Origin of the sequence: Microcoleus sp. MON1_C5 (genome assembly GCF_036701875.1) — a bacterium.
Taxonomy (GTDB): domain Bacteria; phylum Cyanobacteriota; class Cyanobacteriia; order Cyanobacteriales; family Microcoleaceae; genus Microcoleus.
Map to the genome: position 1 here is coordinate 89,191 of NZ_JAUBRN010000003.1, position 25,984 is coordinate 115,174.

Below are 25,984 nucleotides of genomic sequence, written 5' to 3' on the forward strand. Positions count from 1 at the left end.
GGAATAGGAGAGAAAAAAGCCCATTTAACAGGATTGATGCGGGATGAATAAACTAACAGTAAAAGCCAAAGATTCTCAAGATGTAATGCAGCCCTTAAAAGCTTCTGTTACCCCACTTGAAGAAAAGTTAATGGAGCTATTTAGTGCTTCAGAAAAGTCATTTTTGGCAGAAGAAGCAATGGAGGAGCGAATTTCTGCCCTAGTTCAAGAATTTTTGTACGCAAAAACCGCTAGTACAGATATTGACTTAGAGTTAATTATTCAGGAGTTTAGGGAAAACAAAATTCCCGCCCTTCCTACAGATGTTGGGAATTATATCGATGATTTGACCCAAACCCTCGTCGCCCATTCCATTCACACATCTTCCCCGCGATATATCGGTCACATGACGAGCGCACTTCCCTATTTTGTGCGCCCGATCGCGAAGCTGTTAACCGCGATGAATCAAAATTTAGTCAAGATGGAAACTGCCAAAGTTTTAAGCCCTTGCGAGCGCCAGACTTTGGCAATGATCCACCGATTAATTTACGATTTTTCTGAGGATTTTTATAACCAGCACATTCAAAAAAGTGACAGCACGCTCGGTATCATGACAACGGGTGGCACCCTAGCTAATATCACAGCTTTGTGGTGCGCTCGCAACGCTTCTTTAGGGCCAAAAAATAACTTTAGTGGCATTGAAAAAGAAGGCTTGTACGCAGCTTTAGAGTTTTACGGCTACAAGGGAATGGTGATAATCGGCTCCAATTTGATGCACTATTCTTTTGAAAAGGCTGCCGGTTTATTAGGCATTGGCGATCGCAATCTCCTAAAAATCCCCACCGATTCCAATCACCGCATGGATTTGGCAGCGCTGCGCCAAACTGTAGCCGAATGTCGCGATCGCAATCTGCACATTCTGGCAATTATCGGTATTGGAGGCAGCACCGATTCGGGAAGTATCGATCCGCTTCCAGAAATAGCGGCGATCGCCCAAGAAGCAAACGCTCACTTTCACGTCGATGCCGCTTGGGGCGGCCCCGTGCTTTTTTCCGAACGTCACCGGCACAAATTCGCAGGCATTGAACTAGCAGATTCCGTCACCATAGATGGACACAAACAAATGTATTTGCCAATGGGAATCGGTCTGGTTTTATTCCGCAATCCCCAAACCGCCAAAGTTATTGAAAAACACGCGCCCTACACGGTGCGAAAAGACTCCATCGATCTAGGCAAGCGCTCTCTCGAAGGCTCTCGACCCGGTGCGAGTTTGTACTTGCAAGCCGCGTTGAATATCATCGGCCATCAAGGCTATGAGTTTTTGATAGATGGAGGCATCGATAAAACGCAGCACTTGGCCAATTTAATTCGGGAAAATCCAGCCTTTGAATTGCTGCTAGAACCAGAAATTAATATTCTTTTATACCGCTACATTCCAGAAACATTCAGGGAAAAAGCAGCCAAAAAACAACTAGCCGAAGCAGACAACCACTTCATCAATCAATTTAACGAGCGCCTTCAGGAGGCCCAGCGGCGAGCCGGTCACACCTTCGTATCGCGAACAACCCTGCAAAACACCTGTTATGGCAAAACCATTCCCATTGTTGCTTTTCGGGTCGTCCTTGCCAACCCCCTTACCACTGAAGCAGATATCAACGTTGTTTTAAACGACCAGCTAAAAATAGCAGCAAAGCTTTCCTTAACTATCACAAACAGCGACCACTGCGAGGAAGTGAATCATCATGTCTACTAATCGTTCAGAACGACTAAAAAACCTCTCGCCCCAGAAGCGAGCGCTCCTCCTCAAAGCATTGGGCAAAGAGGCAGTACAGGCTGAGCAATCTAAGCGTATTCCCAGGCGATCGCAGCAAAATTCTGCTCCCCTTTCTTTTGCCCAGCAACGGCTGTGGTTTCTCGATCGATTGTCTCCCGAAAACCCTGCCTACAACCTTCCTGCTGCTGTGCGTTTGCAAGGACAATTGAATTTGTCGGCACTGCAACAAACACTCAATGAAATTGTCCGGCGTCACGAAGTTTTACGGACTGCTTTTGCAGAAGTAGACGGGGAACCTGTTCAACTGATTTCTCCTTCCTTGGATTTCGCTTTGTCGGTGGTAAACTTGCAACATTTACCAGAAACTGAGCAGCAAGCTGAAATTGAGCAGCGTACTCTTGAAGAAGCCCAACGCCCCTTTAACTTAACGCGAGATCCCTTACTGCGGGCCACTCTGCTCGAACTGGGTTCGGCAGAATATGTGTTGCTGCTGACGATACACCACATTATTTCTGACGGTTGGTCTATGGGGGTATTGGTGCGAGAAGTAGCCGCACTTTATGAAGCTTTTTCCACTGACAAACCCTCTGGGCTGCCTGAACTTTCTGTACAGTATGCCGACTTCGCCAGTTGGCAGCGGCAGCATTTCCAGGGAGAGAAATTAGAAAAACAGCTCGCTTATTGGAAACAGCAATTGGGAGGCGGTTTAGCTGTGTTGTCAACAGATAAGCAGCGCTCTCCCGTGCAAACTTTCCGAGGATCGCAGCAATCTTTTGTGATTTCTGCTTCTTTAACTGAAAGGCTGAAAACGCTCGCCCAGCAACAAGATGTCACTCTATTTATGACGTTGTTGGCAGCATTTCAATCCTTGCTATCCTGCCAAATAAAGCAGGACAACCTCGCTATTGGCTCTCCAATCGCCAATCGCAACCGCATTGAATTAGAGGAACTGATTGGATTTTTTGTCAATACTTTAGTGCTGCGAATTGACACCGCAGGTAATCCAACTTTCGGCGAACTACTCGGTCGAACACGCGAGGTAGCGTTAGCAGCTTACGCTCACCCCGATGTCCCTTTTGAAAAGCTGGTGGAGGAATTGCAGCCGGAGCGAAATCTCAGCTATAACCCGCTGTTTCAAGTGTGGTTTGTTCTCCAGAATGCACCCATGCCACCCCTGGAGTTAGCTGGTTTGACCTTGAGCATTCTGGAATTCGATGTCGGTATGTCGAGACACGACTTAAGCCTCACTCTCTGGGAGATTTCAGAAGGAATTCAAGGCTTATTTGAGTACAAAACAGACTTATTTGAGGCTGCGACTATTGCCCGAATGGTGAGAGGTTTTCAAATCCTCCTCAACCAGGTAGTCATCCAGCCAGATATGAGGATCGACGACTTGGCAGAAATTCTTGCCGAAGCAGAAAGGCAGCACCAAATCGAGCAGGAAAAACAAATTCATCTTTCGGGAATTCAAAAATTAAAAATGGCTAAACGCAAAGTTCTGAAAAGTTGAAAATGATGGCTCAATCTCTCAGGTTTTTTCGGGAAAAATCGCAAGAATTTCACCAAAGCAAAAGTTATGACAAATACAGAAACAAAGAATCTCAATTCCCAAAAGTTAGGATCAGTTAGGCGCAAAGCCGTCACCCTGTCCTCAGAGGAATTAGTCAAAACCGCCTACCTCCAGCCCGAAAACCTTCTACCTCTAGTTCTTCAGCCAACAGTAGAAAAATTAAATCTCGCAGGTTGGGCACAAAACAATCGCTCATCAATTGAAACGCAGTTATGGAAGCACGGAGGAATACTTTTTCGAGGCTTTGAAGTCGGCGGGGTGAATGGTTTCGAGCAGTTTATTCAAACTATTGCTGGCGACTTGCTGGAATATTCTTTTCGCTCAACTCCGCGCAGTCAGGTGAGCGGAAATATCTACACTTCCACCGAGTATCCTGCCGAGCAATTCATCCCCCTGCACAATGAAATGGCTTATTCTCGCAATTGGCCGCTGAAAATCGCTTTTTTCTGCGTCAAGAAAGCAGAAGAGGGAGGAGAAACTCCGATTGCTAACAGTCGCAAAGTGTTTGAAAGCCTGGATTTAAAGATTAGAGAAAAGTTTGCCCAAAAAAAGGTTATGTATGTGCGAAATTACGGCGGTGGCGTAGATTTGCCCTGGCAAAATGTCTTCAATACTGATAGCAAAATAGAGGTAGAAGAGTATTGCAAAAAAGCGGGAATTGAGTTAGAATGGAAAAATGGCGATCGCTTGAGAACTCGGCAAATATGTCAAGCCGTCGCTCAGCACCCAAAAACTCAGGAAATGGTGTGGTTTAATCAAGCTCACCTCTTCCACATTTCCAATCTCGAACCCGCCGTTCGCAAAGAGCTTTTAACTTCTTTTAAACAGGAAGATTTACCCCGCAATGCTTATTACGGCGATGGCTCGCCCATTGAAGATTTTATATTAGACGAAATTCGTCGCTGCTACCAGCAAGAAACGATTGTTTTCCCTTGGGAAGAAGGAGATGTCTTGCTGTTAGATAATATGCTAGCCGCGCACGGACGCACGCCATTTTCGGGTTCGCGTCGGGTTGTTGTAGGTATGGCAGAAGCGTTTACCTGTCAAGATATTTAGGCTTATTAAAGGATCTTTAGAAATGCAAAACGAAACAATCGAAGGGTTTAGAATCTCTCCACAGCAACGGCATTTGTGGGGGTTACAGCAAAATAAAAGCCAACAGACTTATCGCGTTCGAGGTGCAATTTTAATTACCGGAAATCTCGACAAAGAGATGCTTAAAAGTGCGCTGCAAAATGTCGTGAATCGGCACGAAATCCTGCGTACCAGCTTTCACTGCTTTTCTGGGATGACACTACCCCTGCAAGCGATCGCCAGCACTGGTGAAGTTTCTATCTCGGAATACAATCTCAGCGGTTTGTCTCCCGAAGAACAAGAAGCTAAAATCGCAGTGCTTTTTCAGCAACTAAACCTGCTTCCTTTTGATTTTGAGCGCGGCCCACTTTGGCACATCTCTTTAGCCACTCTCGCCCAAGACAAGCACCTATTGCTGGCGAACTTCTCTGCCTTAATTGCAGATAGCGTCACCCTGAAAAATTTCACCCGAGAACTCAGTCTTTCCTACTCAGCCTGCGCGTGCGGGGAAGAGTTCTCTGATGAGCCAATGCAATATGCTGATATTGCTGAGTGGCAAAATGAGTTACTCGAATCAGAAGAAACGGCAATCGGCCAAGAATACTGGCGAAAGCTGAACATTGAATCTTGGGATTTATTAACGCTTCCTTGGGAAAAGAAGAATTCCGAAACGGAATTTAAGCCGCTAGTAGAAAGGGTGGAAATTCGGGGTGATTTGTTGAACAGCTTGGAAGCGATCGCGCAAAAACACCAGAGCGATATTTCTACATTTCTGCTGACTTGCTGGCAAATTCTGATTGGGCGGCTTACTAGAGAGCCCAACCTGATAATCGCCGTAGCGATTGACGGCAGAAAATATGAAGAATTAGAACACTCTCTGGGGCTGCTGGGCAAATACTTACCCCTACAGTGGCAAGTGCAAGACGAGTTAAATTTCTCACAAGCGAGGCAGCAAGTTGAGCTTAATCTCAACGAGATGTACAACTGGCAAGAATATTTTAACTGGGAACAAATCCTAGGAAACGAAAAAAGCAGCAGCTTTTGGCCCGTTTGCTTTGAGTTCCAAGGAGAGCCTAAGAACTATGGTAATTCAGGCGTTTCATTTTCCCTTGTTCGGCAAGATGCCTGCCTAGAGCCATTCAAACTCAAGCTCTCCTGCCTTCGCCTCTGCAATTCCCTAAGCGCTGAATTTCACTACGATTCCGCTTTATTTGCTGCGGCAGATATAAAGCGCTTGTCAGAACACTTTCAGGCGCTCTTAGAAAGCATAGTCAAAAATCCAGAAGTCGCTATCAGTCAGGTAGACATACTGAGCGATCGCGATCGGCTGCAGCTTCTCATTGACTTTAACCAAACTCAAAAAGATTATCCGAAAAATAAATGCGTTCATCAGCTTTTTGAAGAACAAGCAGAACGCAACCCAGAAAACATTGCGGTTGTCTTTGAAAGTGAACAAATCACCTACCGAGAACTTAACGATCGCGCCAATCAACTCGCCAATCACCTGCAAAACTTGGGAGTTGAACCAGAGGTCGTTGTTGGCATTTGCCTCGATCGCTCTTTAGAAACAATCGTAGGAATGCTGGGCGTACTCAAAGCCGGTGGTGCCTATTTACCGATCGATCCAACGACCCCAATAAAGCGCCAGGCGCTAATGCTAGAAGACGCCCAGGTGAAGGTTTTGCTGGTACAACAGCGGCTCATCGAAAGCTTGCCGAAAACTCAGGCAAATATTGTTTGCATCGATACAGACATTCCCACTGTTTCTGCCTCTTACACGCCTCGCGGCTCTTCTGACAATTTAGCTTACGTCATCTATACTTCCGGTTCCACTGGCACGCCCAAGGGAGTAGCGATCGAACACCGGCAACTCCTCAATTACCTACACAGTATTCAGGAAAAATTAAACCTGCCATCAGGTGCCAGTTTCGCCACTGTTTCCACCTTCGCCGCAGACTTAGGAAACACAGTGATTTTTCCCGCCCTTTGTTTCGGCGGTTGCCTGCATATTATCTCCCAAGAACGCGCCACCGATCCAGAGGCACTGGGTGAATATTTCGGCCGCAATCCCATCGACTGCCTCAAAATAGTTCCCTCTCACCTAGCCGCCCTTTTAAATTCCTCTCAACCCAAGTCAATTTTGCCTGGTAAAAGGCTTATTTTAGGAGGTGAATCTGCCAACTGGAGCTTAATTAAAACACTTCGCAATCTTGCTCCCAGTTGCTCAGTATTCAATCACTACGGGCCAACAGAAACAACTGTAGGTGTCCTGACTTATCAAGTCGAATTTGATAAAATAGGGTGCGATTTTGACACAGTTCCACTCGGTCATCCGATTGCCAACACTCAGATTTATATCTTGGATTCTTACTTGCAGTTGGTACCGATAGGCGTACCTGGTGAACTGTACATCGGCGGTGATAATTTGGGACGCGGATATCTTAACCGCCCTGAATTAACCGCAGAAAAATTTATTCCCAATCCATTTGACACGCAAGCAAAGACGCGACTGTACAAAACCGGCGACTTGGCTCGCTATTTGCCAGACGGAAACATCGAATTTATCGGGCGAATTGACGGCCAAGTAAAAATTCGCGGTTTCCGCATTGAATTGGGAGAAATTGAGGCGGTGCTGGGGCAACATCCAGATATCGCGCAGGCTGTAGTTGTGGCGCGGGAAGACGAGATGGCACAAAAGCGTCTCGTGGCTTATTTGGTTTCCGAGCAGAAACAAGCACCTACCCACAAGGAAATTCGCAATTTTTTAACGTCAAAATTGCCGGAGTACATGGTGCCTTCTGCTTTTGTGATACTCAAAAGTTTGCCTTTAACTTCTAACGGAAAAGTAGACCGACGAGCGCTGCCCGCACCTGACGAAATGCGACCGGAGTTGACAGGAAACTTTGTCGCGCCTCGCACAAATATCGAGGAAGTTTTAGCCGCTATCTGGGCTGAAGTTCTCAAAATTGAAAAAGTCGGCATTTACGACAACTTTTTTGAATTAGGAGGGCATTCCCTATTAGCAACTCAAGTAATTTCCCGAGTGCGCCAAGCATTTCAGGTCGAGTTGCCTTTGCACCGTTTATTTGAGTCGGCCACTGTCGCCGATTTTGCAGTAGCGATCGCGCAAAAGCAAGTCGAACAAACAGACAATGAAATGCTCGCTCAGGTGTTAGCAGACCTCGAACAACTGTCAGAAGCACAAATTCAGGAAATTCTCGCCCAGCAAGGAGTCAGCAAATGAGTGATTTAATCGAACGCATCGCGGCTCTTTCTCCTGAAAAGCGCGAGTTGCTGTTGCAGCGACTAAACCAGAAAAAAGAAAGCGTTTCGCTAGAAAAAATTCTGCCTCAAAGTCGAGAGTCTAACACTTTTCCTCTATCGTTTGCTCAACAGCGGTTGTGGTTTTTTGAGCAACTAACTCCAGGCAACTTTACCTATCACATCCTCGCCGGCGTGCGTTTGACGGGAACACTCGACGCGAGATCTCTCGATCGCAGTCTCAACGAACTTGTCAAGCGTCATGAAGTTTTGCGAACGGCTTTTAAGACAATAAACGGGCAACCCGTTCAGGCGCTCGCTTCCAATCTGGAATTGAAAATTTTAGAAATAGATTTGCGATCGCTTCCTGAAACTGAACGATCTCGCGAAGTTGAACGGTTAATCGCCGCAGAAGCAAAGCTTGCTTTCGATTTGTCACAAGCACCCTTATTGCGTGCCAAATTGCTGCACTTGAGCGATTCAAACTGGGTGCTGCTATTAAGTACGCACCACATCATTTCCGATGCCTGGTCAATGGGAATATTCATCCAGGAACTCGCCACGTTTTATCAAGCCTTTTGCACTGGCAAACCTTGTCCGCTTCCCGAACTGTCGGTACAGTACGCAGACTTTGCAAGTTGGCAGCGCCAGTGGTTGCAGGGAGAAGTTTTAGAGACGCAGCTTGCTTACTGGAAAAAACAGCTTGGAGGCAATCTCCCTGTACTAAATTTGCCAACCGATCGCCCCCGCTCGGCAGTACAAACCTTCCGAGGTGCGGTGCATAAATTCACCATTCCCAAGGCAATCGCAGAGGAAATCGCCCAATTAAGCCAGCGGGAAAAAGCTACTTTATTTATGACCCTGCTGGCAGCGTTTAAAACGTTGCTCTATCGCTACACCGGGCAAGAAGATATTTTAGTCGGCTCCCCCATTGCTAACCGCAACCGACGCGAAATCGAGGACTTAATTGGCTTATTTGCTAACACCTTAGTTTTCCGCACGAATCTATCGAGCAACCCGACTTTTAAAGAGTTACTGGGTCGCGTGCGAGAAGTAGCTCTCGGCGCGTATAACCACCAGGATTTGCCCTTCGAGAAACTGGTAGAAATCATCCACCACGAACGAGATTTAAGCCATAATCCGCTATTTCAGGTATTGTTTTCTCTGCGAAATGTTCGGACGCCGCAGATAAAATTGCCAGGAGTGACGTTGAGCAGTTTGGAAATAGAACAGAAAACGGCGAGATTTGATTTAGCGCTTGACCTGGAGGAAGGATTAGAGGGTATTAATGCAACGCTTGAGTATAGCGAAGATTTGTTTGACGCTAGCACTGCACGACGGATAGCCGGACATTTTCTAACCTTACTAGAAAGTATAGCTGCTAATCCCGAACAGGGCCTTTCAAGTTTGCCAATGTTGACGAAACCTGAACAGCAGCAACTACTATTCGAGTGGAACAATACTCAATCGGAAATTCCTAAAAATCAGTGCGTACACGAATTATTTGAAGCGCAGGCAGAGCGGACGCCGGATGCGATCGCTGTCGTCTTTAAAAATGAATATCTGACTTACCGGGAACTGAACCAAAAAGCAAATAATCTCGCAAGTTACTTGCAACAAATCGGTGTCAACCCAGAATTTTTGGTGGGAATTTATGTCGAGCGTTCCCTAGAAATGATGGTAGGGCTTCTCGGCATTCTCAAAGCCGGTGGTGCTTATGTTCCCCTCGATCCAGCGTATCCACCAGAGCGCCTTGCATTCATGCTGGAAGACGCGAAAATTTCAGTGTTACTCACTCAGAAAAAGCTATTAGAAACCCTGCCCACAAATAGCGCCTCCCTCGTGTTTCTGGATGCAGATGGGGAAGGCATATCGAGCTGCGACGAGCCAGTCGTGGGTTTACAAAATTCGTCCAATTTAGCCTATGTCATCTATACTTCAGGCTCAACAGGTAAACCCAAAGGAGTGCAAATTTCCCACGCCTCTGCCGTTAACTTCTTGAGTTCTATGCGCCAACAACTCGCGATCGCAGACCGAGATGTTTGGCTAGCAGTAACATCCTTATCTTTTGACATTGCAGCGCTGGAACTGTTCCTGCCTATTACAACAGGTTCTCGCGTTGTTGTAGCCAGCCGAGAAGTGGCATCTAACGGGGAAAAGCTTTTAGAAACATTAACAAATTCTGGCGCGACAGTCATGCAAGCTACTCCAGCCAGTTGGAAAATGCTTTTAGCAGCAGGATGGCAGGGAAACAATCAATTAAAAATACTGTGCGGGGGAGAAGCTTTACCCCGACAGCTCGCCAATCAGTTGCTTTTGCGCGGCGCTTCTGTGTGGAATTTATACGGCCCTACAGAAACCACTATCTGGTCTACTCTCTATCAGGTTGATTGCAAAGATGAATCAGTTTCCATCGGTCGCCCGATTGCTAACACTCAAATTTTCATATTAGACCGCTATTTAATGCCGGTGCCCGTTGGCGTATTTGGCGAACTGCACATCGGCGGTGCCGGCTTATCTAGAGGCTACCTAAACCGACCGGAACTGACCGCAGAGAAGTTTATTCCTAACCCCTTTGCAGAGGACGGAATTCATGCTTCATTCATCCTTCATCCTTCATCGTTTATTCTTTCAGAACGCCTCTATAAAACCGGGGACTTGGCTCGCTATCTCCCAGATGGAAACATTGAATTTATGGGGCGCAGCGACCACCAGGTGAAAGTTCGCGGATTTCGCATCGAATTAGGCGAAATAGAAGCGGTACTCAGCCAATACCCAGCCGTGCGAGAAGCGATCGCACTGGTTCGAGAGGACAATCCGGGCGACAAGCGTTTAGTAGCTTATATCGTTGCTAACTCAGAACTCCGGGGCGGACACGGAGACACTACTCCTACGCATTCAGAATTTATTAATCACTTGCGCGTCTTTCTCAAACAAAAACTGCCGCAGTACATGATGCCGTCAGCGTTTGTGCTGCTGGAAGCAATGCCTTTAACGCCTAACGGAAAGATTGATCGGCGATCGCTACCTGCACCTGACACAAAGACAGCAGAATTCGAGAGCAATTTTGCCGAGCCTCGAACTCCCGACGAGCAATTAATAGCAGAAATTTGGGCTGAAGTTCTCGGTTTAGAGCGAGTTGGAATTCACGATAACTTCTTTGAATTGGGAGGCCATTCATTGCTGGCTACTCAGGCGATTTCTCGCCTGCGAGAAGCTTTTCAAGTTGAATTACCCTTGCGCTCTCTTTTTGAATCGCCTACCGTCGCAACAGTCACCGAAAGCCTCTTGCAATATCGCGCCGAGCAAAAACTGAAAGCACCCCCCATCAAGCGGGCGTCAAGGCAGGGAGAATTGCCCCTTTCTTTTGCACAACAACGGCTGTGGTTTCTCGACCAATTGCAGCCGGGGAATCCTGCCTATAATATCCCAGCAGCCGTGCGCTTGAAGGGGGCGCTCAATGTAGCGGTTCTAGAGCAAACTTTTCAGGAGATTATCAAGCGACACGAAGCATTGCGGACAACTTTTAATTCGGTGGAAGGACGACCCGCTCAGGTTATTATTTCATCTTTTAATTTCACATTGCCGAGCGTAAACTTAAGAGAGTTATCGCAAGCTGAACGAGAAGCCGAGGCAATGCGACTCGCCGCTGAAGAAGCGCGACAGCCTTTTGACCTAACAAAATGGCCGTTACTGCGCGTCACTTTGTTACATCTTGACGACACAGAATACCTGCTGTTACTGACAGTACACCACATCGTAGCTGATGGGTGGTCGATGGGGGTACTCGTGCGGGAAGTGGCGGCGCTTTATGAAGCTTTCGGCAGTGGCAAACCTTCTCCCCTACCCGAACTTTCTGTACAGTACGCAGACTATGCTGTTTGGCAAACAAATTGGCTGCAAGGCGAAGTTCTCGAAGCAAAACTCGCTGACTGGAAGCAGCAGTTGGGTCAAATTTTGCCCCCGCTGCAATTGCCAGCAAAACAACCGCGTTCTGCTGTTTCTAGCAATCAAGCTGAGATTCAAGAATTCCAGCTTTCTGGGCAACTTTCCGAAGCCCTAAACGCACTCAGTCGGCAACAAAATGTCACCTTATTTATGACCTTGTTGGCAGCACTTCAAACGCTGCTTTATCGCTACACAAATCAAGAAGATATTGTCGTCGGTACTGATTTGGCAAACCGCACACAAGTTGAGACTGAAGCTTTAATTGGTTTCTTTGTCAATATCCTCGTCTTGCGAACCGATATGCGCGGCAATCCTACATTCCGCCAACTGCTCGATCGCGTCCGCGAGGTGACATTAAAAGCTTACACTCACCAAGATTTGCCCTTCGACAAACTGGTAGAAGAACTGCGTCCCGATCGCACCCTGAGTCAAACACCGCTATTTCAAGTTTTATTCGTCATGCAAAATGCGCCTATGCCGGCTTTAGAAATGGCGGGTTTAACTTTAATCCCGGTTGCCATTGATAGCGGTACGGCTAAATTTGATTTGGCGCTATTTGTGTCGGAAACAGAGAGAGGAATTGTCGGCAGTTGGAAGTATAATTCCGACCTATTTGACAGAGAGACGATCGCTCAAATGTCAAATCGCTTTGAAACCCTCCTAGGCAGCATTGCGGCGCAGCCTGACAGTCGTTTGAACACTTTAGAAATTCTCACAGAAGCCCAGAAGCAGAAACAAGCCATGCAAGAATTAAAGCGTGAAAAAAGCAATTTTAGTAAGTTCAAAAGCGTCAAGCCGAAAGTAGTGGCTTTGCCGCAGGGCGAATTAATAAAAACCGAGTACCTGCACCCCGACGAACTCTTTCCTTTAGTGGCAAAACCCGCAGTAGCCGATGTCGATCTCGCAGACTGGGCGAAAAATAACCGCGAATTTATAGAAGCAAAATTGCTACAGCATGGAGGGATTCTTTTTCGAGGGTTCATCGACCCTGTGGTTGCCGCATTCGAGGAGTTTGCTCTCTCAATTTGTTCGGAATTATTTGGGGAGTACGGGGATTTGCCACGCGAAGGAGTTAGCGGAAAAGTTTACGGTTCAACTCCTTACCCAGCAGATAAAGCTATCTTATTTCACAGCGAGAGTTCGCACCTGCACCGCTGGCCGATGAAAATCTGGTTTTTCTGCGTTCAGCCAGCGCCACAAGGCGGAGAAACGCCGATTGTTGACTGCCGTAAAATTTACCAGTTGCTAGACCCGAAACTCAGAGAAAAATTTGCCCAAAAGCAAATTATGTACGTTCGTAACTACACAGACGGACTAGATGTAAGCTGGAAAGATTTTTTCAAAACGGAAGACAAATCCGTGGTTGAGGAATACTGCCGGCAAGCTGGGATGGAATTTGAGTGGAAAGCAGGAAATAATTTGAGAACTCGCAAAATTCGCCCCGCAATTGCCAAGCACCCAAAAACCCAAGAGATGGTATTTTTTAACCAACTTCCCTTGCACCACATTTCCTGCTTAGATGCGGCAACCCGCGCTTCCTTGCTCTCTGTTTTTGGAGAAGAGAACCTCCCCCGCAATGTCTATTACGGTGACGGCACTCCTATTGAAGACTCGGTAATGGAAGAAATTCAGGCAGTGTACAGGGAAGCTGCTGTTAGTTTTCCCTGGCAAGCAGGAGACATCTTAATGCTAGATAATATGCTTGTCGCTCACAGTCGCAATCCATTTATCGGTTCGAGAAAAATTGTTGTAGCGATGGGCGAAATGATTCCTGAATCAGTAATTTAATTCCCTCTCATCTCTTCCAGGCAAAGGTAACGAGAATAAAATAGTGCTTTGATAAAGAGGAACAATGCAAACAATTAATGGATTTCGGATTTCACCCCAGCAAAAATATCTGTGGCTGTTGCAGCAAGACAGCTCTGCTTATCGCGTTCAATCTGCTATTTTGATCGAGGGAAGTCTTCAAACCGATCGCCTAAAGAAAGCTTTAGAAAAAGTTAGCGATCGCCACGAAATTATCCGGACAAGCTTTCAGCGAAAGGCCGGGCTAAAAATTCCTATACAAGTTATCTCCGAACATAGCTCTGTTTCGTGGAACTGCGTTAACTTAAGTGAAGCGACTCCCCAGGAGCAAGAAGCCAAACTCGAAGATATTTTTCAGCAAGAAAAGAGCGCTTTATTCAACTTCGATCGCAATCCTGTTTGGCACTTGTCTTTAATTACACTTTCATCTGAGAGGCATATTTTACTGGTTAGTTTGCCCGCACTGTGCGCCGATAGTCGCACACTAAAAAATCTGGTTCAAGAAATCAGCCAGTGCTATGCCGCCTGCCTTCACGGCGAAGAAATTACCGATGAAGTTGTGCAATACATTCAATTTTCCGAATGGCAAAATGAATTGCTCGAAGATGAGGAAGCGGCGGAGGGCAAAGAATACTGGACTGGGCATAATTATTCAGCGCTAGCGAGTTTAAGGTTGCCGTTTGAAAATAGATTAATTAACGCGCCAGCTCAATTTACTCCCCAAGCTTTTGAGGTCAAATTAGAGTTAGCGTTGCTGGTTCAAGTGGAAGCGATCGCCCGCCAGTACAACACCTCACTTTCTACATTCTTGCTCGCTTGCTGGAAAATTTTGCTCTGGCGGCTGATTGGCCAATCAGAGATCGCTGTTGGCGTGGCATTCGACGGTCGAAAATACGAAGAACTAGAGCCAGCGCTTGGGCTGTTTGCCAAATTTTTACCGCTGCGGGGCCAACTAACAGAAAACTTTTCCTTCGCGGAAACCTTGCAGCAAATTCAGCAGGAAGAACGCGAAGCATACAAGTATCAAGAATATTTCTCCCCCGAATATCTAGGCAACTCTTCCGGCTTTCCATTTGGTTTCGAGTTTGAGGAACAGCTCGAAAAGCATTCGGCTAGTGGCGTATTTTTTTCGATTTACAAGCAGTATGCGTGCTGCGATCGCTTCAAAGTTAAACTCTCTTGCCACCGCCAAAAAGACTCGCTCGCTGCTGAGTTTCACTACGATCCTATCTTCCTTGCAGACAACAGTATCCGGTGCTTGGCAGAGCAATTTTACGCCTTGGTGCAAAGTGTAGCCAGCAACCCACAAACCGCAATCGGCAAGCTCGAAATGCTGAGCGATCGCGCCCGAGATCAATTATTACTAGAATTCAACAGCACCAAAGCAGATTACCCGCTCGATAAGTGCGTGCACCAGCTATTTGAAGAACAAGCAGAGCGATCGCCCAACCGTATAGCTGCTGTTTGTGAAAATCAGCAAATTACCTACAGCGAACTCAACGCCCGCGCTAACCAAATCGCCCATTACTTGCAGCAATTAGGTGTCAAGCCAGAGGTGATTGTCGGCATTTGCGTCGATCGCTCTTTAGAGGCGATCGCTGGAATTCTAGGCATTCTCAAAGCAGGCGGCGCGTACTTGCCACTCGATCCGGCTATGCCAAAAGAGCGCCTCGCCTTGATGTTGCAGGATGCCGGAGTGGCAGTGCTATTAACGCAACAACAGCTAATCGAAAAATTGCCAAAAACTCAGGCAAAAATCGTTTGCTTAGACGCAGAAATTCCCTCTGTCTCCCCCTCTCCCTCTCCCCCTCTCTCTGGTGAAAATTTAGCTTATGTCATTTACACTTCCGGTTCCACTGGCACGCCAAAGGGAGTGGCAATTGAACACCGATCGCTCGTCAATTACCTCTACAGCATTCAGGAACGGCTAAACCTGCCATCAGGTGCCAGTTTCGCAACCGTTTCTACCTTGGCAGCAGACTTAGGAAATACAGTAATTTTTCCAGCTTTATGTACCGGAGGAAGCCTTCACATAATTTCCCAGGAACGCGCCACCGATCCAGAGGCGATCGCTGCTTACTTTCAGCAGCATTCCATTGACTGTCTCAAAATCGTTCCCTCCCATCTAAAAGCTTTATTAACTGCTTCTAATCCGGCGCAGGTTTTGCCGAAAAAGCGATTAATCCTTGGCGGCGAGGCCTTAAGTTGGAATTTGCTCGAAACTATTCAGAAATACGCCCCAGACTGTTCAGTCTTCAACCATTACGGGCCCACAGAAGCAACCGTAGGCGTGCTGGCTTATCCCATCGAAGACCGAGAAAATTACATTTCTGAGACAGTTCCTCTCGGTCGCCCTATCAATAACGCGCAGATTTATTTACTTGATTCGCACTTGCAGCCAGTTGCCATTGGCGTGTCCGGCGAGTTATACATCGGCGGTGCTTCTTTAGCTCGCGGCTATCTAAACCAACCCCAATTAACAGAAGAAAAATTCATCATCAACCCTTTGAGAAATGCCGAAGGCATTCTTCCTTCTGATTCCTTAGCTATACCTTCAAATCGCCTTTATAAAACAGGAGATTTGGCTCGGTATTTGCCGGACGGAAATATTGAGTTTTTAGGGCGGATCGACAGCCAAGTTAAACTGCGAGGGTTCCGCATTGAATTGGGGGAAATAGAAGCAGCGCTATCTCAACATTCCGCTGTGCGCGAAGCAGTAGTTTTGCTACTGGAAAATGAACCGGGGAATCAGCGTTTAGTGGCCTATGTTGTACCCGCGAGGGAATCAGCGATCGCTATTAACGAGCTGCGGTCATTTGTAAAAGAAAAACTGCCCGACTACATGGTTCCTTCTGCTTTTGTCGTACTGAAAGCATTGCCCCTCACGGCTAATGGAAAAATAGACCGGCGGGCGCTGCCAGCGCCGGAGGCGGCGAGAGCCGATTTAGCAGATACTTTTGTCGCTCCTAGCACTCCCATTGAGAAAATGCTTGCTGAGATTTGGGCTGAGCTGCTAGGGCTGGAAAAAGTGGGAATTTATGACAATTTCTTTGATTTGGGGGGACATTCATTACTGATTACTCAGTTGCTAGCAAAGGTAAGAGATTCTTTCCAAAAGGAATTGCCCTTGCGCCGTTTCTTTGAAGCGCCTACCATCGCTGCTTTAGCAAAGAATATTGAGGTGAAGCATGGGGCGGATTCTGCGGGCGATCGCACTGCAAGTTTCGATATTAACGCTGAAGTTGTTTTAGACCCGGCAATTCGCCCTGCAACTCCATTGAGCGAGCCAAAAACTGAACCAGCTTGCATTTTCTTAACAGGGGCGACGGGCTTTTTGGGAGCCTTTTTACTCCGCGACCTCTTGCAACAAACTCAAGCAGAAATTTATTGCCTAGTCCGTTCTGCCGATGCAGAATCAGCTAAAAAGCGGATTCAAAGCAGCCTCGAATCCTATTTAATTTGGGATGAAAGCAGCAGCGATCGCATTATCCCAATTGCTGGAGATTTGTCTCAACCGCTTTTGGGGCTTTCCGAGGAGCAGTTCCGAGTTTTAGCCAGTAAAATTGATGTCATTTACCACAATGGCGCGTTTGTCAAGTTTACTTATCCCTACTCGGTTCTCAAACCCGCTAACGTTTTGGGGACGCAGGAAGTTCTGAGATTGGCGAGTCAAAGTAAGCTAAAACCAGTCCATTTAATTTCTACGATTTCCGTTTTCTCGGCAATGGGAGAATCTGGGATTAAGCTCGTGCGAGAGGAGGATGAACTCACTCCGGGAGAGGATCTAAAAGGCGCTTACACTCAGACTAAGTGGGTGGCAGAAAAGTTAGTAGAGGTCGCGCGCGATCGCGGAATTCCTGTTAGCATTTACAGGCCAGGCCGCATTTCTGGGGACAGCCAAACAGGGGCCTGCAATCCCAGCGACTTGCTGTACAGGTTAATCGCTGGTTGCGTGCAACTTGGATGTGCGCCCGATGACGATAAGCTGATGAATGTAGCGCCTGTTGACTATGTGAGCCGAGCGATCGTTCATCTTTCGAGCCAAAAAGAATTGCTCGGAAAGACTTTTCATTTAGTCAACCCTCAGTCCTTTCAGATGAGTGAATTGCTTGGCTGGATTTGCTCAATGGGTTATCCAATCAAACGAGTTTCTTCTGAGACTTGGCAAGCAGAAATAATCAATCGCGCTGGATATTCTCCAGAAAATGCGTTGTATCCGCTTGTCGGTCTTTTCTCCGAAAAAGTTTCGGAAGCAGAAATGGCTAAATCTGCCACGCTGCAATTCGATTGCCAGAATGCGTTGAAGGGACTTTCTGGCACGGACATTATCTGCCCGCAAGCGGATGCGAGTTTGTTTCGGACTTATTTTTCCTATCTCGTCGATCGCCAGTTAATAGAGGCTCCCAAACATCTGGTCTAAAAATGTAGAGGCGCGATCGCTCGCGTTTCTACCTTGCTCACTTTGAGGAGAATTGTAAATCAAGCATCACTTAGACTTGCGGAATTCCTGATTAGTTTATTTAACAGAAGGCAAAAGATTTTTATGTTAGGAAGTAGTAATGCGATCGCGATCGCAGGCAGAGCTACCGCAGAAGGAACGCGGCGTTACAGGGAACGGCACAACAAAAATTGTGCAGCCGATCACTTCCGAGAAACTGGTTCGCTCGTTGCCAGCTCGATTGGAATTGGCACCTACCTTGGCGAACCAGATGAGTATACTGACACTCTTGTGGCGTCCGCTGTAGTTGAATCGGTTCGGCGGGGTGCCAACGTAATTGACTCAGCAATCAACTACCGCTACCAGTACGGAGAGCGGAGTGTCGGAAAGGCTATCCGGCGTCTCCTGGAATCGGGAGAAGCCTCAAGAGATGAACTAATTATCTGCACGAAAGGCGGCGTTGTTCCGCATCCAACTCCCAACCATGTAGAGTGGTTTTATCAGCAGTACGTCGAGCCAAACAACTCTACTGTCAGCATGGCAGATTTGGCCCAGGAGCGTTACTGCATCCACCCAGAATACATTCAAGATCAGCTTAATTGGAGCCTCGCCAACCTCGGCATTGAGACAATCGATGTCTACTATCTTCACAATCCAGAAAAGCTACTTTCGCAAGTTGAACCCAATACTTTTTACAATCGGTTGCGAGAGGTTTTTGAGGTATTTGAAAAGGCAGTTTTAGCTGGGAAAATTGCCAATTACGGTCTGGCAACTTGGAATGCTTTCCGCGTACCTCCAACTGAAAGAAACCATATCGATCTGGCGCGCGCGAAGTCCATTGCTCGGGAAGTAGCTGGGAACAGAGAAGATCGGTTTCGGTTTATCCAGCTTCCTTTGAATATGGGGATGCCGGAAGCGGTGCTAACCCCAACTCAAACAATCAAAGGAGAACAAGTCTCTGTATTGGAAGCTGCCGATCGCTTAGGCATTTCCGCGATCGCCAGTAGGTCGATCTGTGAAGCGCAGGTTATTGGTCAGATCCCAGAAAAGATTGCTTCTGCCTTTGGCGATCGCTTGCGGACAGACTGCCAGCGGGCGCTCCAATATACCCGCAGCGCCCCTGGCCTCTTGAGTGCCCTTGTAGGGATGAAAGCGCCAAAACATATAGAAGAGAACTTAGCCCTCGCTGCTGTCCCGCAGCTTGGGAGAGCAAGCTTTCAGGAACTTACTGATTCAATTGTTCAAGTGTTAAACGGAAATTGAAGTTCTCCTTGCCGGAGAACGGCTGAACTTAAAATCTTGAATGGCGTTACCGAACCTTACCCCTCTTCTGTCACTCTCCGAGTATTAAAATAAAAGTGTGAAAAGATAAAAACGCTACAAATGAGGCCTAGCAATGGATGTAGGGTTACAAGTTCTCAAACATTTGGCGAGAGACGCATAATCAACAACGAGAGTGATAGAGGACTATTGTGCACAGTATAAAGACATATTTAAAGAAGTAAGAAATTATGAAAGTTGTAACTATTTACATTTAGGAATAATTGCACCCCTCGAAAGAAAACCCTTACCCTCAATAGGTAAAGTAGTAGCAATAAAATCTGCACATTGGTTGCATCATTTTATTACCAAATCACCTGGGTCGGTAATTGAAATGAAGCCAAAAAGATTAATAAAAATTCTCAAATAATTAAAGGGCAAGAAAATTCCCCTAGTAATTAATGAAACAGGAGATAAATAAAAAAAAGGGGGGAAAACTGACTATGTAGCTACACAATATCTGGGAAGTGTAGGAAAAGTAGATAATGGAATAGTTTCAGTTAATGTTTATGGTTCTTCCGTACTTAGTGTGCTATAATTGGATATTATTGTAACATTTTAGCCCATTAAGTACGGAAGAACCCTGATTACTGACTAATTCAATTATTGATAAATTCACTTTCACAGATAATCGAGTCTCGGTTCTCCAAATCTTCTTGATTCCAGACCGCGTTTAATGCTGCGGAACTTAAGGAAGTTGACATCGTATTTAAGGTTGTGTTGTAGTATTCGGCACCATTATTAAGTTCTACCTGTGGCGCTTCCTTGAAGTATGAATTAATATCAGGCGTGCACCGCTGGGCCTGGTAGTATAAATAAGCTTCAGCATTAATGCACATTACGTGGTAAAAATCTCGATTTGCTGCGGTAACATCTCCAAGTTTATACAGCGCTAAACCCCGGTTGAGATAAGCTTTAACATAGTTGGGATCGAGTTTTACTGCTTTGTCAAAGTCTTCAATTGCAAGCTGCATTTGTTTTAATTTATAGCGAACACAACCTCTGTTATAATAGGCATAAACATTTTGTGGATCGATGCCGAGTGCAGTGTTGTAATCGGCGATCGCCTGCGTATTGTCTCCTAATTGGTGGTAACAGAGACCTCGATTTATGTAAGCTTTGATATATTTAGGGTTCAACCGCAGCGTTTCGTTAAAGTTTTCCGTTGCTGCCTCTTTTTCTCCCAAAAGGTAGTAAGCGCGCCCCCGGTTGTAATAGGTTTTATAATTGTGGGAATTGAGAGATAGAGCTCGATTGTAGTCTTCTATTGCTTCTTCGTAATTTCCTAAATTAGCAAGTACAAGTCCCCGGTTGTTGTAGATAGCGTGGCTGTTAGGCTTATTTGCTAAAGCACAGTTTAGATCATCAATTGCTTTTTCGTGTTCTCCGAGATGACGCCAAGCATTGCCTCGATTCAAGTAAGCCTCGAAGAAATTAGGATTGATATCTAGGGCTTGGCTGAGGTCTGCGATCGCTTTTTGGTAGTCTTTCATGTAATAGTAAACCAAGCCGCGATTGTTATAGGCTTTGGCATCGGCGGGATTGACTTGCAGTATCTGATCGAAGTCCTCAAGTGCCGCTTCATAGTTTCCTTTCTTGGCGCTGTGCAAACCGCGCTTGTAAAATTGTTTGAGGTTCATAGGTCAACTTTCAGGATTGCTTGATGCTGGGGGTTGATTCCTGTACAGTCAGTTTTGAGTTCGACAGCCGTTAATCTGTTGAAAGAGCAGCCACCTGCGGTCAGAGTAACTCTTAAATAATTCCCGGCAATCTACCCTAAACAGGCTTTTTGGTTTATTTTAACAGTAGTTAAATCCTGTTGAAAGGATCTGCACCTCGCCTGGATTTACTTAGTCAGTTCGATTGTTTACCCGACGATCGACTTGATCTCAAAAGTCTAGTTTTACTTGGTGTTCTGTGTCTCTTGATGCGGCGGCGATCGGCTCGATCGGCAAATTAAGTTTGATACCGCTACTCAGTATAAATTGTTGCCAGCAGTCCTACCGAGTAAACTCTATATTTTTTTGACAAACTTCGTCTCAGTATTTGCGGTAGTACGTCTCTACAAACTTTTGTTGCCTAATTACCAATTACCGATTGATTTCCTCTTCCACATAAACAGTCAATTTCTCCAAATCTGGAAGTTCGATCAATTCTTGTTCCTTTTCCTTAACCGACACGGGCATCATCACAGGTTGACGCTGCTCGATCCAGCAACTCGCCAGCGGTAAAGTTTGTTCCAAATCTTCCAAAGGCCTCGGAATTACCATCACCGCGTTCAACTCGCCAATTCGCTCAGCTTCGTACATCCCGGCCTCTACGGCTACTGCTACATCTGCTACTGCACCGCGAATAATTGCCGTACACAAACCGGCGCCTATTTTCTCGTAAGCTGCCAAGTGTACGTCTGCGGATTTGAGCATAGCGTCGCAAGCGCCGACCATTGCCGGAAATCCCCGGGTTTCGAGCAAACCGATCGCCTGATTGCTAAGCCGAGAATAACTGCCTTTTTCCGACAGTTGAGTCAGGCGAAAGCCGATCGGCAAAACCACTTCCAAATTAGCCAAAGGTCTAGCAATCACCAACTTAGAAACAAACTGCCCGAACTGTTCGGCAGTTTGAGCTCCAGCTTCCACAGCCAAACGCACATCCGAAATTCTGCCCCGGACGATCGCCGTACAGTGACCGGAACCAATTTTTTCGTATCCTACTAAAATCACCCCTGCCGACTTCAGCATCATGTCAGCAGTCCCCACAATTGCCGGAAAACTCTTGGTGGATACCAAACCCAAAGCAGTGTCTTTGAAGTATTCCTGGCGCTGCGATCGCTCTTCGTGACTGTTACGATCTGTTTGTCCGTCCATCTTCTATTACCCTTAGAAACTTCCCAAAATAAAAATTTGTTGATAGTTTATAGTTTCTCAGATGAGAAGACAGACTGCACGAGCTACAATACACTGATTGCTGCTGCAAGGCCTGACAAATTGCTGAGCTACCAATAATATGAGATTACCTATTTATATTTGATCTTTCTGCCTTCAGCATAGCTGCCTTTTGCCGAAATGACGGCTACCCGGAACCGCCCGATAGAGTTTGGCCGTTTTCCTCCGATCGATTAAAAGCTTGCCGGTGTGGAAACAGCGTCCCCAGCAGTCGATTGATGTGAGCTTGGCCGTACAGAATAGTTGGCGTTTCCCCTGGTTGGGGCGGCTCTGCGGCGGTGGATTCCGGCGGCTCTGGGGCAGTCTCCGGCGCAGTTTGAGGCGGTGTTTGGGCGGGTTGTGGCGGCTCGATCGGCTCGATCGGTCGATCGACTGGTGGCGTAGGGGCTTCGGGGGTTTCTGGTGATGTTGGCGCTGCTGTTGGCGCTGTTGCGGTTGCTTCTGCGGCGGCTTGGCGGCTGGTATCTCCGATTAGAGAACCTGCTGCCATAATTTGCATTTTGTCGATACAAGGATTGATTAGGGTCGTCCCGGCGCCAATACAGGCATTTTCCCCGATCGTTCCCGCACCTACCACCAGCACTCCTGCACCTAGAATAGCGCCCGCCGCGATTTCCAGAGTACCTTCACGGGCGTGAAGGATAACTCCCATACCGATACAGGCACCGGCGGCGATCGAGATCCGGCTGCCCGGAGCTGCTTGCAGGATTGCTCCCGGGGCGATCGCCGCACCCTCATTCACAACTACATCGCCACTCATCAAAATCTGAGAGTTGCTACTTAATTGCAGTGGCGATAAATACATTCGACTTCACCATGAAAGGAGCTATTTTTTTCGATAAAAGGACTTTAAATTATGGGTTTTCTCGACTGATAAATTTAACCATGTCAATCTAAGAAACGATAATTTACTAATACTGAGAAGCTTGATGCTTTAACGTTTTATAGAAACTTTCAGAAGATTCTAAATTTTGACCAACATTTCTCAATCGAGCTTTTTAACTATCTCAAATCCAACTTCAATCCGCTGGGGTTTCTCCCGTTGGCCCCTGTGCGAGGGCTTAACGGGAGAAACAGGCTAATTACCAGGCAAATTAAGGTCGTTGGATAATTTCTTCGAGTACCCGGCGCTTCGCCTTGGAGTCGATGCCAAGCAAGCGGACGTACTCGCCGCTGTGTTCTTTGAGACAGCTTTCGAGGGCAGAAATCACTTCGGATTCGCGGTTGGATGCGATCGGCGCGCAACTGCTCCAAGAACCGGTGCGGAAACGGCGCGCGTCGGCGTGTTCCGTGCCAATTTTGTAGCCTTGGGAAAGCAGGTTGCGGATTTGGTCGATCGTCTTGCCGGTCAAACTTCCGCTGCTCGCGGCACCAGTCGAAGCTGCTTTGTATCCCGATGTTGCTGCCGACTTAGATGTTGCGGCCGGCTGAGCCGATTGACCAACCGGGCCGTCGGGACGCTGAATAATTTCTTCAACTATGCGTCGCTTAGCTTTCGGGTCAATCCCGATCAAGCGCACGTATTCGCCCGGGTACTCGTTCATCACAGCTTCCAAAGCGGCGATCGCCTCAGATTCGTTTCTCACTTGCAGCGAAGCCCCGCTTTGCCAAGAACCTGTGCGGAAGCGGCGCGCGTCGGCGTGTTCCGTACCCACTTTGTAGCCTTGAGCTAGCAAGCTGCGAACCTGAGCCACTGTTTCGGCACTCAATTTCCCGCTTGACACGGAACCGGCATTGTGGTGTCCGGCTTGTGCAACTTTACCGTTAGATTGGTAAGTTTTTGCACCGTTAGAACCGTTAGAGCCATTGTCTCCCGGTCTTTGGACGATTTCTTCTAGTACGCGGCGCTTGGCTTTGGTGTCAATCCCGATCAAGCGGACGTATTCTCCTTGGTGTTCAGCCATGCAAGCTGACAAAGCCGCGATTACTTCAGAGTCGCGGGTTGAGGAAATCGGGCCGCAAGTGCGCCAAGAACCGGTACGGAAGCGGCGCGCGTCGGCGTGTTCAGCTCCCACGCTGTATCCTTGGGCTAGTAAATTGCGGATGCTATCGGCAAGAGTTGGACTCAATTGGGTGCCGGCATTGGTAGAATATTTGGTTTGAGTCATATTTGGGTCTGTACTTTTCTCGTTGCGAATTGGTGCTAGACAGGCGATGTTCTCAGCGCAGCGATAACCCGTTCTCAGAGCGTCATTGATGCCGATGACATGGGTCGCAAATTGAACGTCAGAATCTTGAACGTCAGGCAAGCGATCGGCTTGCTTCTGATTAGTGATGATGGCTCCCGAAGGCACGTACTTACCGGCGGGAATCTCCACATCTTTAATTAGTACGTGCATCATGACAATGCAGCCTTTGCCCACTCTGGCATTGAACACCGTAGAGCGAAAGCCGATAAAGCTATCCTCGCCCACGTAGGCAGGGCCGTGAATTAAACTCATGTGGGTGAGGGAAGTATTTTTCCCCACCCACACAGAATAGGACTTGCCGTCGTCTCCTGTGACTCGGCCTTGTTCTAGGCCGTGAATCACTACTCCGTCTTGAATGTTGCTTCCTTGTCCGATATAAAAAGGAGTGCCTTCATCGGCGCGGATAGATGTCCCCGGGGCAATCATCACATTAGAACCGATATGCACATCCCCAATAATGTTAGAAAAGGAATGTACGAAGGCGGTATCGTGAATTTTGGGCTCAGCCAAGTTTTTCGACCAAGGCGTCGGGGGAGCCGCAACGTTGCGGACTGCCATAAATTAAGTTCTCCTAAACTGAAAAATCTTTTTGTTAGTTGTTAGTTGTTAGTTGTTAGTTGTTAGTTGTTAGTTGTTAGTTATTTTTCCACTAACTGCTAACTGCTAACGGTTGCAACTAGCCGTATGGGTCGTCTTTTTTACTGTAAATGAGGCGATTTTCTACATTGACAGTATCTATAATGCCTACTACCAGAGCATCGATCGGACGGTTTTCGCTTCCGGGTGCAATCCGGGCTGCGCTGCCTCGGGTTACTAAAACCCATTCATCGATACCAGCACCCACACAGTCAGCGGCTACCTCATAGCCGGGAACTGGCGAACCTTCCTCATCGATGAATTGCAGCAGTAGAAATTTCGATCCTCTCAGCGTCGGCTCTTTTTGGGTACTGACAACTGTGCCGAGAACTTTGGCCATTTGCATTTTAGGTAATAGGTAATAGGTAATTGGTAACTGTCATTTTTACAGTGTCACTTGTCTTTTTTTAATTAGCTCTTTCCTCAGTCCGCTGTCCGCTTTTTAGAGCTTCGTCTAGTAACTAATGACTAATGACTCCTGACTCATGACTAATAACCAATATCCCATACCCACCTCAATTAAAAATTAAAAATGCTAAATCAAAAACAGCGCGATTTTTAATTTTTAATTTTTAATTACCAAACGCCCCTAACAGCCGATCGCCTGTCTTAAGATCTGTTGAGGGGGCGAATGCCGCTCACGCCTTCGCGGAACTGTTCTACAGCTTCGGTGTAGCGAATGGGCAACACGTACTCTAAGTTTTCGTGAGGGCGGGCGATAATGTGGGTGGACATCACTTGTCCGCCGTTAACGCGCTTCACTGACTCTACTCCGGCTGCGACAGAAGCTTGCACTTCCGAGACATCTCCTCTTACAATTACCGTAACCCGAGCGCTACCGATTTTTTCGTAGCCTACCAAGGTGACGCGGGCTGCTTTGACCATCGCGTCAGCGGCTTCTACCACTGCGGGAAAGCCTAAGGTTTCGATCATGCCAACTGCAATTGCCATTGGTTTTACTCCTGATTGAATATTGGGGGAACTAAACTGTTAATTTTTGACAATCGCACAAATTTTCGTTTAAGGAATTTTTTGTGCGCTAAGAAC

Annotated in this window: 13 protein-coding genes and 1 pseudogene; 8 read left to right on the forward strand and 6 right to left on the reverse strand. The window is 47.0% G+C overall.

Annotated features, from left to right (window positions below):
• The first annotated feature begins 43 nt into the window (after positions 1 to 43).
• The 8 genes and pseudogenes from panP to QUA71_RS02610 all read left to right on the forward strand — a co-directional run.
• Positions 44 to 1,732, forward strand: coding sequence for a pyridoxal-dependent aspartate 1-decarboxylase PanP (gene panP, locus QUA71_RS02575; RefSeq protein WP_333281806.1), 1,689 nt, complete (start codon positions 44 to 46; stop codon positions 1,730 to 1,732).
• A complete protein-coding gene (locus QUA71_RS02580; RefSeq protein WP_333281810.1) occupies positions 1,722 to 3,263 on the forward strand; it encodes a condensation domain-containing protein in 1,542 nt (513 codons plus the stop codon). The genes panP and QUA71_RS02580 overlap by 11 nt, the downstream gene beginning before the upstream one ends.
• Positions 3,264 to 3,329: 66 nt before the next feature.
• On the forward strand, positions 3,330 to 4,379 hold the full coding sequence (locus tag QUA71_RS02585; protein WP_333281813.1) for a TauD/TfdA family dioxygenase: 1,050 nt from the start codon (positions 3,330 to 3,332) through the stop codon (positions 4,377 to 4,379).
• Between the two features lie 22 nt (positions 4,380 to 4,401).
• Positions 4,402 to 7,641: an amino acid adenylation domain-containing protein gene (locus QUA71_RS02590; RefSeq protein WP_333281815.1), complete on the forward strand. Its 3,240-nt coding sequence runs from the start codon at positions 4,402 to 4,404 to the stop codon at positions 7,639 to 7,641.
• On the forward strand, positions 7,638 to 13,394 hold the full coding sequence (locus tag QUA71_RS02595) for an amino acid adenylation domain-containing protein (RefSeq protein WP_333281818.1): 5,757 nt from the start codon (positions 7,638 to 7,640) through the stop codon (positions 13,392 to 13,394). Before QUA71_RS02590 ends, QUA71_RS02595 begins: the two co-directional genes overlap by 4 nt.
• Before the next feature lie 64 nt (positions 13,395 to 13,458).
• A complete protein-coding gene (locus QUA71_RS02600) occupies positions 13,459 to 17,832 on the forward strand; it encodes an amino acid adenylation domain-containing protein (protein ID WP_333281821.1) in 4,374 nt (1,457 codons plus the stop codon).
• A 123-nt stretch (positions 17,833 to 17,955) separates the two neighbouring features.
• Positions 17,956 to 19,113, forward strand: coding sequence for an aldo/keto reductase (locus QUA71_RS02605; protein ID WP_333281825.1), 1,158 nt, complete (start codon positions 17,956 to 17,958; stop codon positions 19,111 to 19,113).
• Between the two features lie 193 nt (positions 19,114 to 19,306).
• Positions 19,307 to 19,684: pseudogene (locus tag QUA71_RS02610) on the forward strand (IS701 family transposase); the annotation flags it as partial.
• An 85-nt stretch (positions 19,685 to 19,769) separates the two neighbouring features.
• Here the strand turns inward: QUA71_RS02610 and QUA71_RS02615 are convergent.
• From QUA71_RS02615 to QUA71_RS02640, 6 genes are all read right to left on the reverse strand, one after another.
• Positions 19,770 to 20,810, reverse strand: a complete 1,041-nt coding sequence (locus QUA71_RS02615; protein WP_333281827.1) for a tetratricopeptide repeat protein — start codon at positions 20,808 to 20,810, stop codon at positions 19,770 to 19,772.
• A gap of 450 nt (positions 20,811 to 21,260) precedes the next feature.
• Positions 21,261 to 22,034: a BMC domain-containing protein gene (locus tag QUA71_RS02620; RefSeq protein WP_190658091.1), complete on the reverse strand. Its 774-nt coding sequence runs from the start codon at positions 22,032 to 22,034 to the stop codon at positions 21,261 to 21,263.
• Between the two features lie 205 nt (positions 22,035 to 22,239).
• Positions 22,240 to 22,917: a carbon dioxide concentrating mechanism protein gene (locus tag QUA71_RS02625; RefSeq protein ID WP_333215298.1), complete on the reverse strand. Its 678-nt coding sequence runs from the start codon at positions 22,915 to 22,917 to the stop codon at positions 22,240 to 22,242.
• Positions 22,918 to 23,206: 289 nt separating this feature from the next.
• Positions 23,207 to 24,859: a ribulose bisphosphate carboxylase small subunit gene (locus QUA71_RS02630; RefSeq protein ID WP_333281831.1), complete on the reverse strand. Its 1,653-nt coding sequence runs from the start codon at positions 24,857 to 24,859 to the stop codon at positions 23,207 to 23,209.
• A 118-nt stretch (positions 24,860 to 24,977) separates the two neighbouring features.
• Positions 24,978 to 25,283 (reverse strand): EutN/CcmL family microcompartment protein, encoded by a 306-nt coding sequence (locus tag QUA71_RS02635; RefSeq protein WP_006635057.1) that lies wholly within the window; start codon positions 25,281 to 25,283, stop codon positions 24,978 to 24,980.
• A 263-nt stretch (positions 25,284 to 25,546) separates the two neighbouring features.
• Positions 25,547 to 25,888 carry a carbon dioxide-concentrating mechanism protein CcmK gene (locus QUA71_RS02640; protein ID WP_006635058.1) on the reverse strand — a complete coding sequence of 114 codons (342 nt, stop codon included), beginning with the start codon at positions 25,886 to 25,888 and terminating at the stop codon, positions 25,547 to 25,549.
• Positions 25,889 to 25,984: the final 96 nt, after the last annotated feature.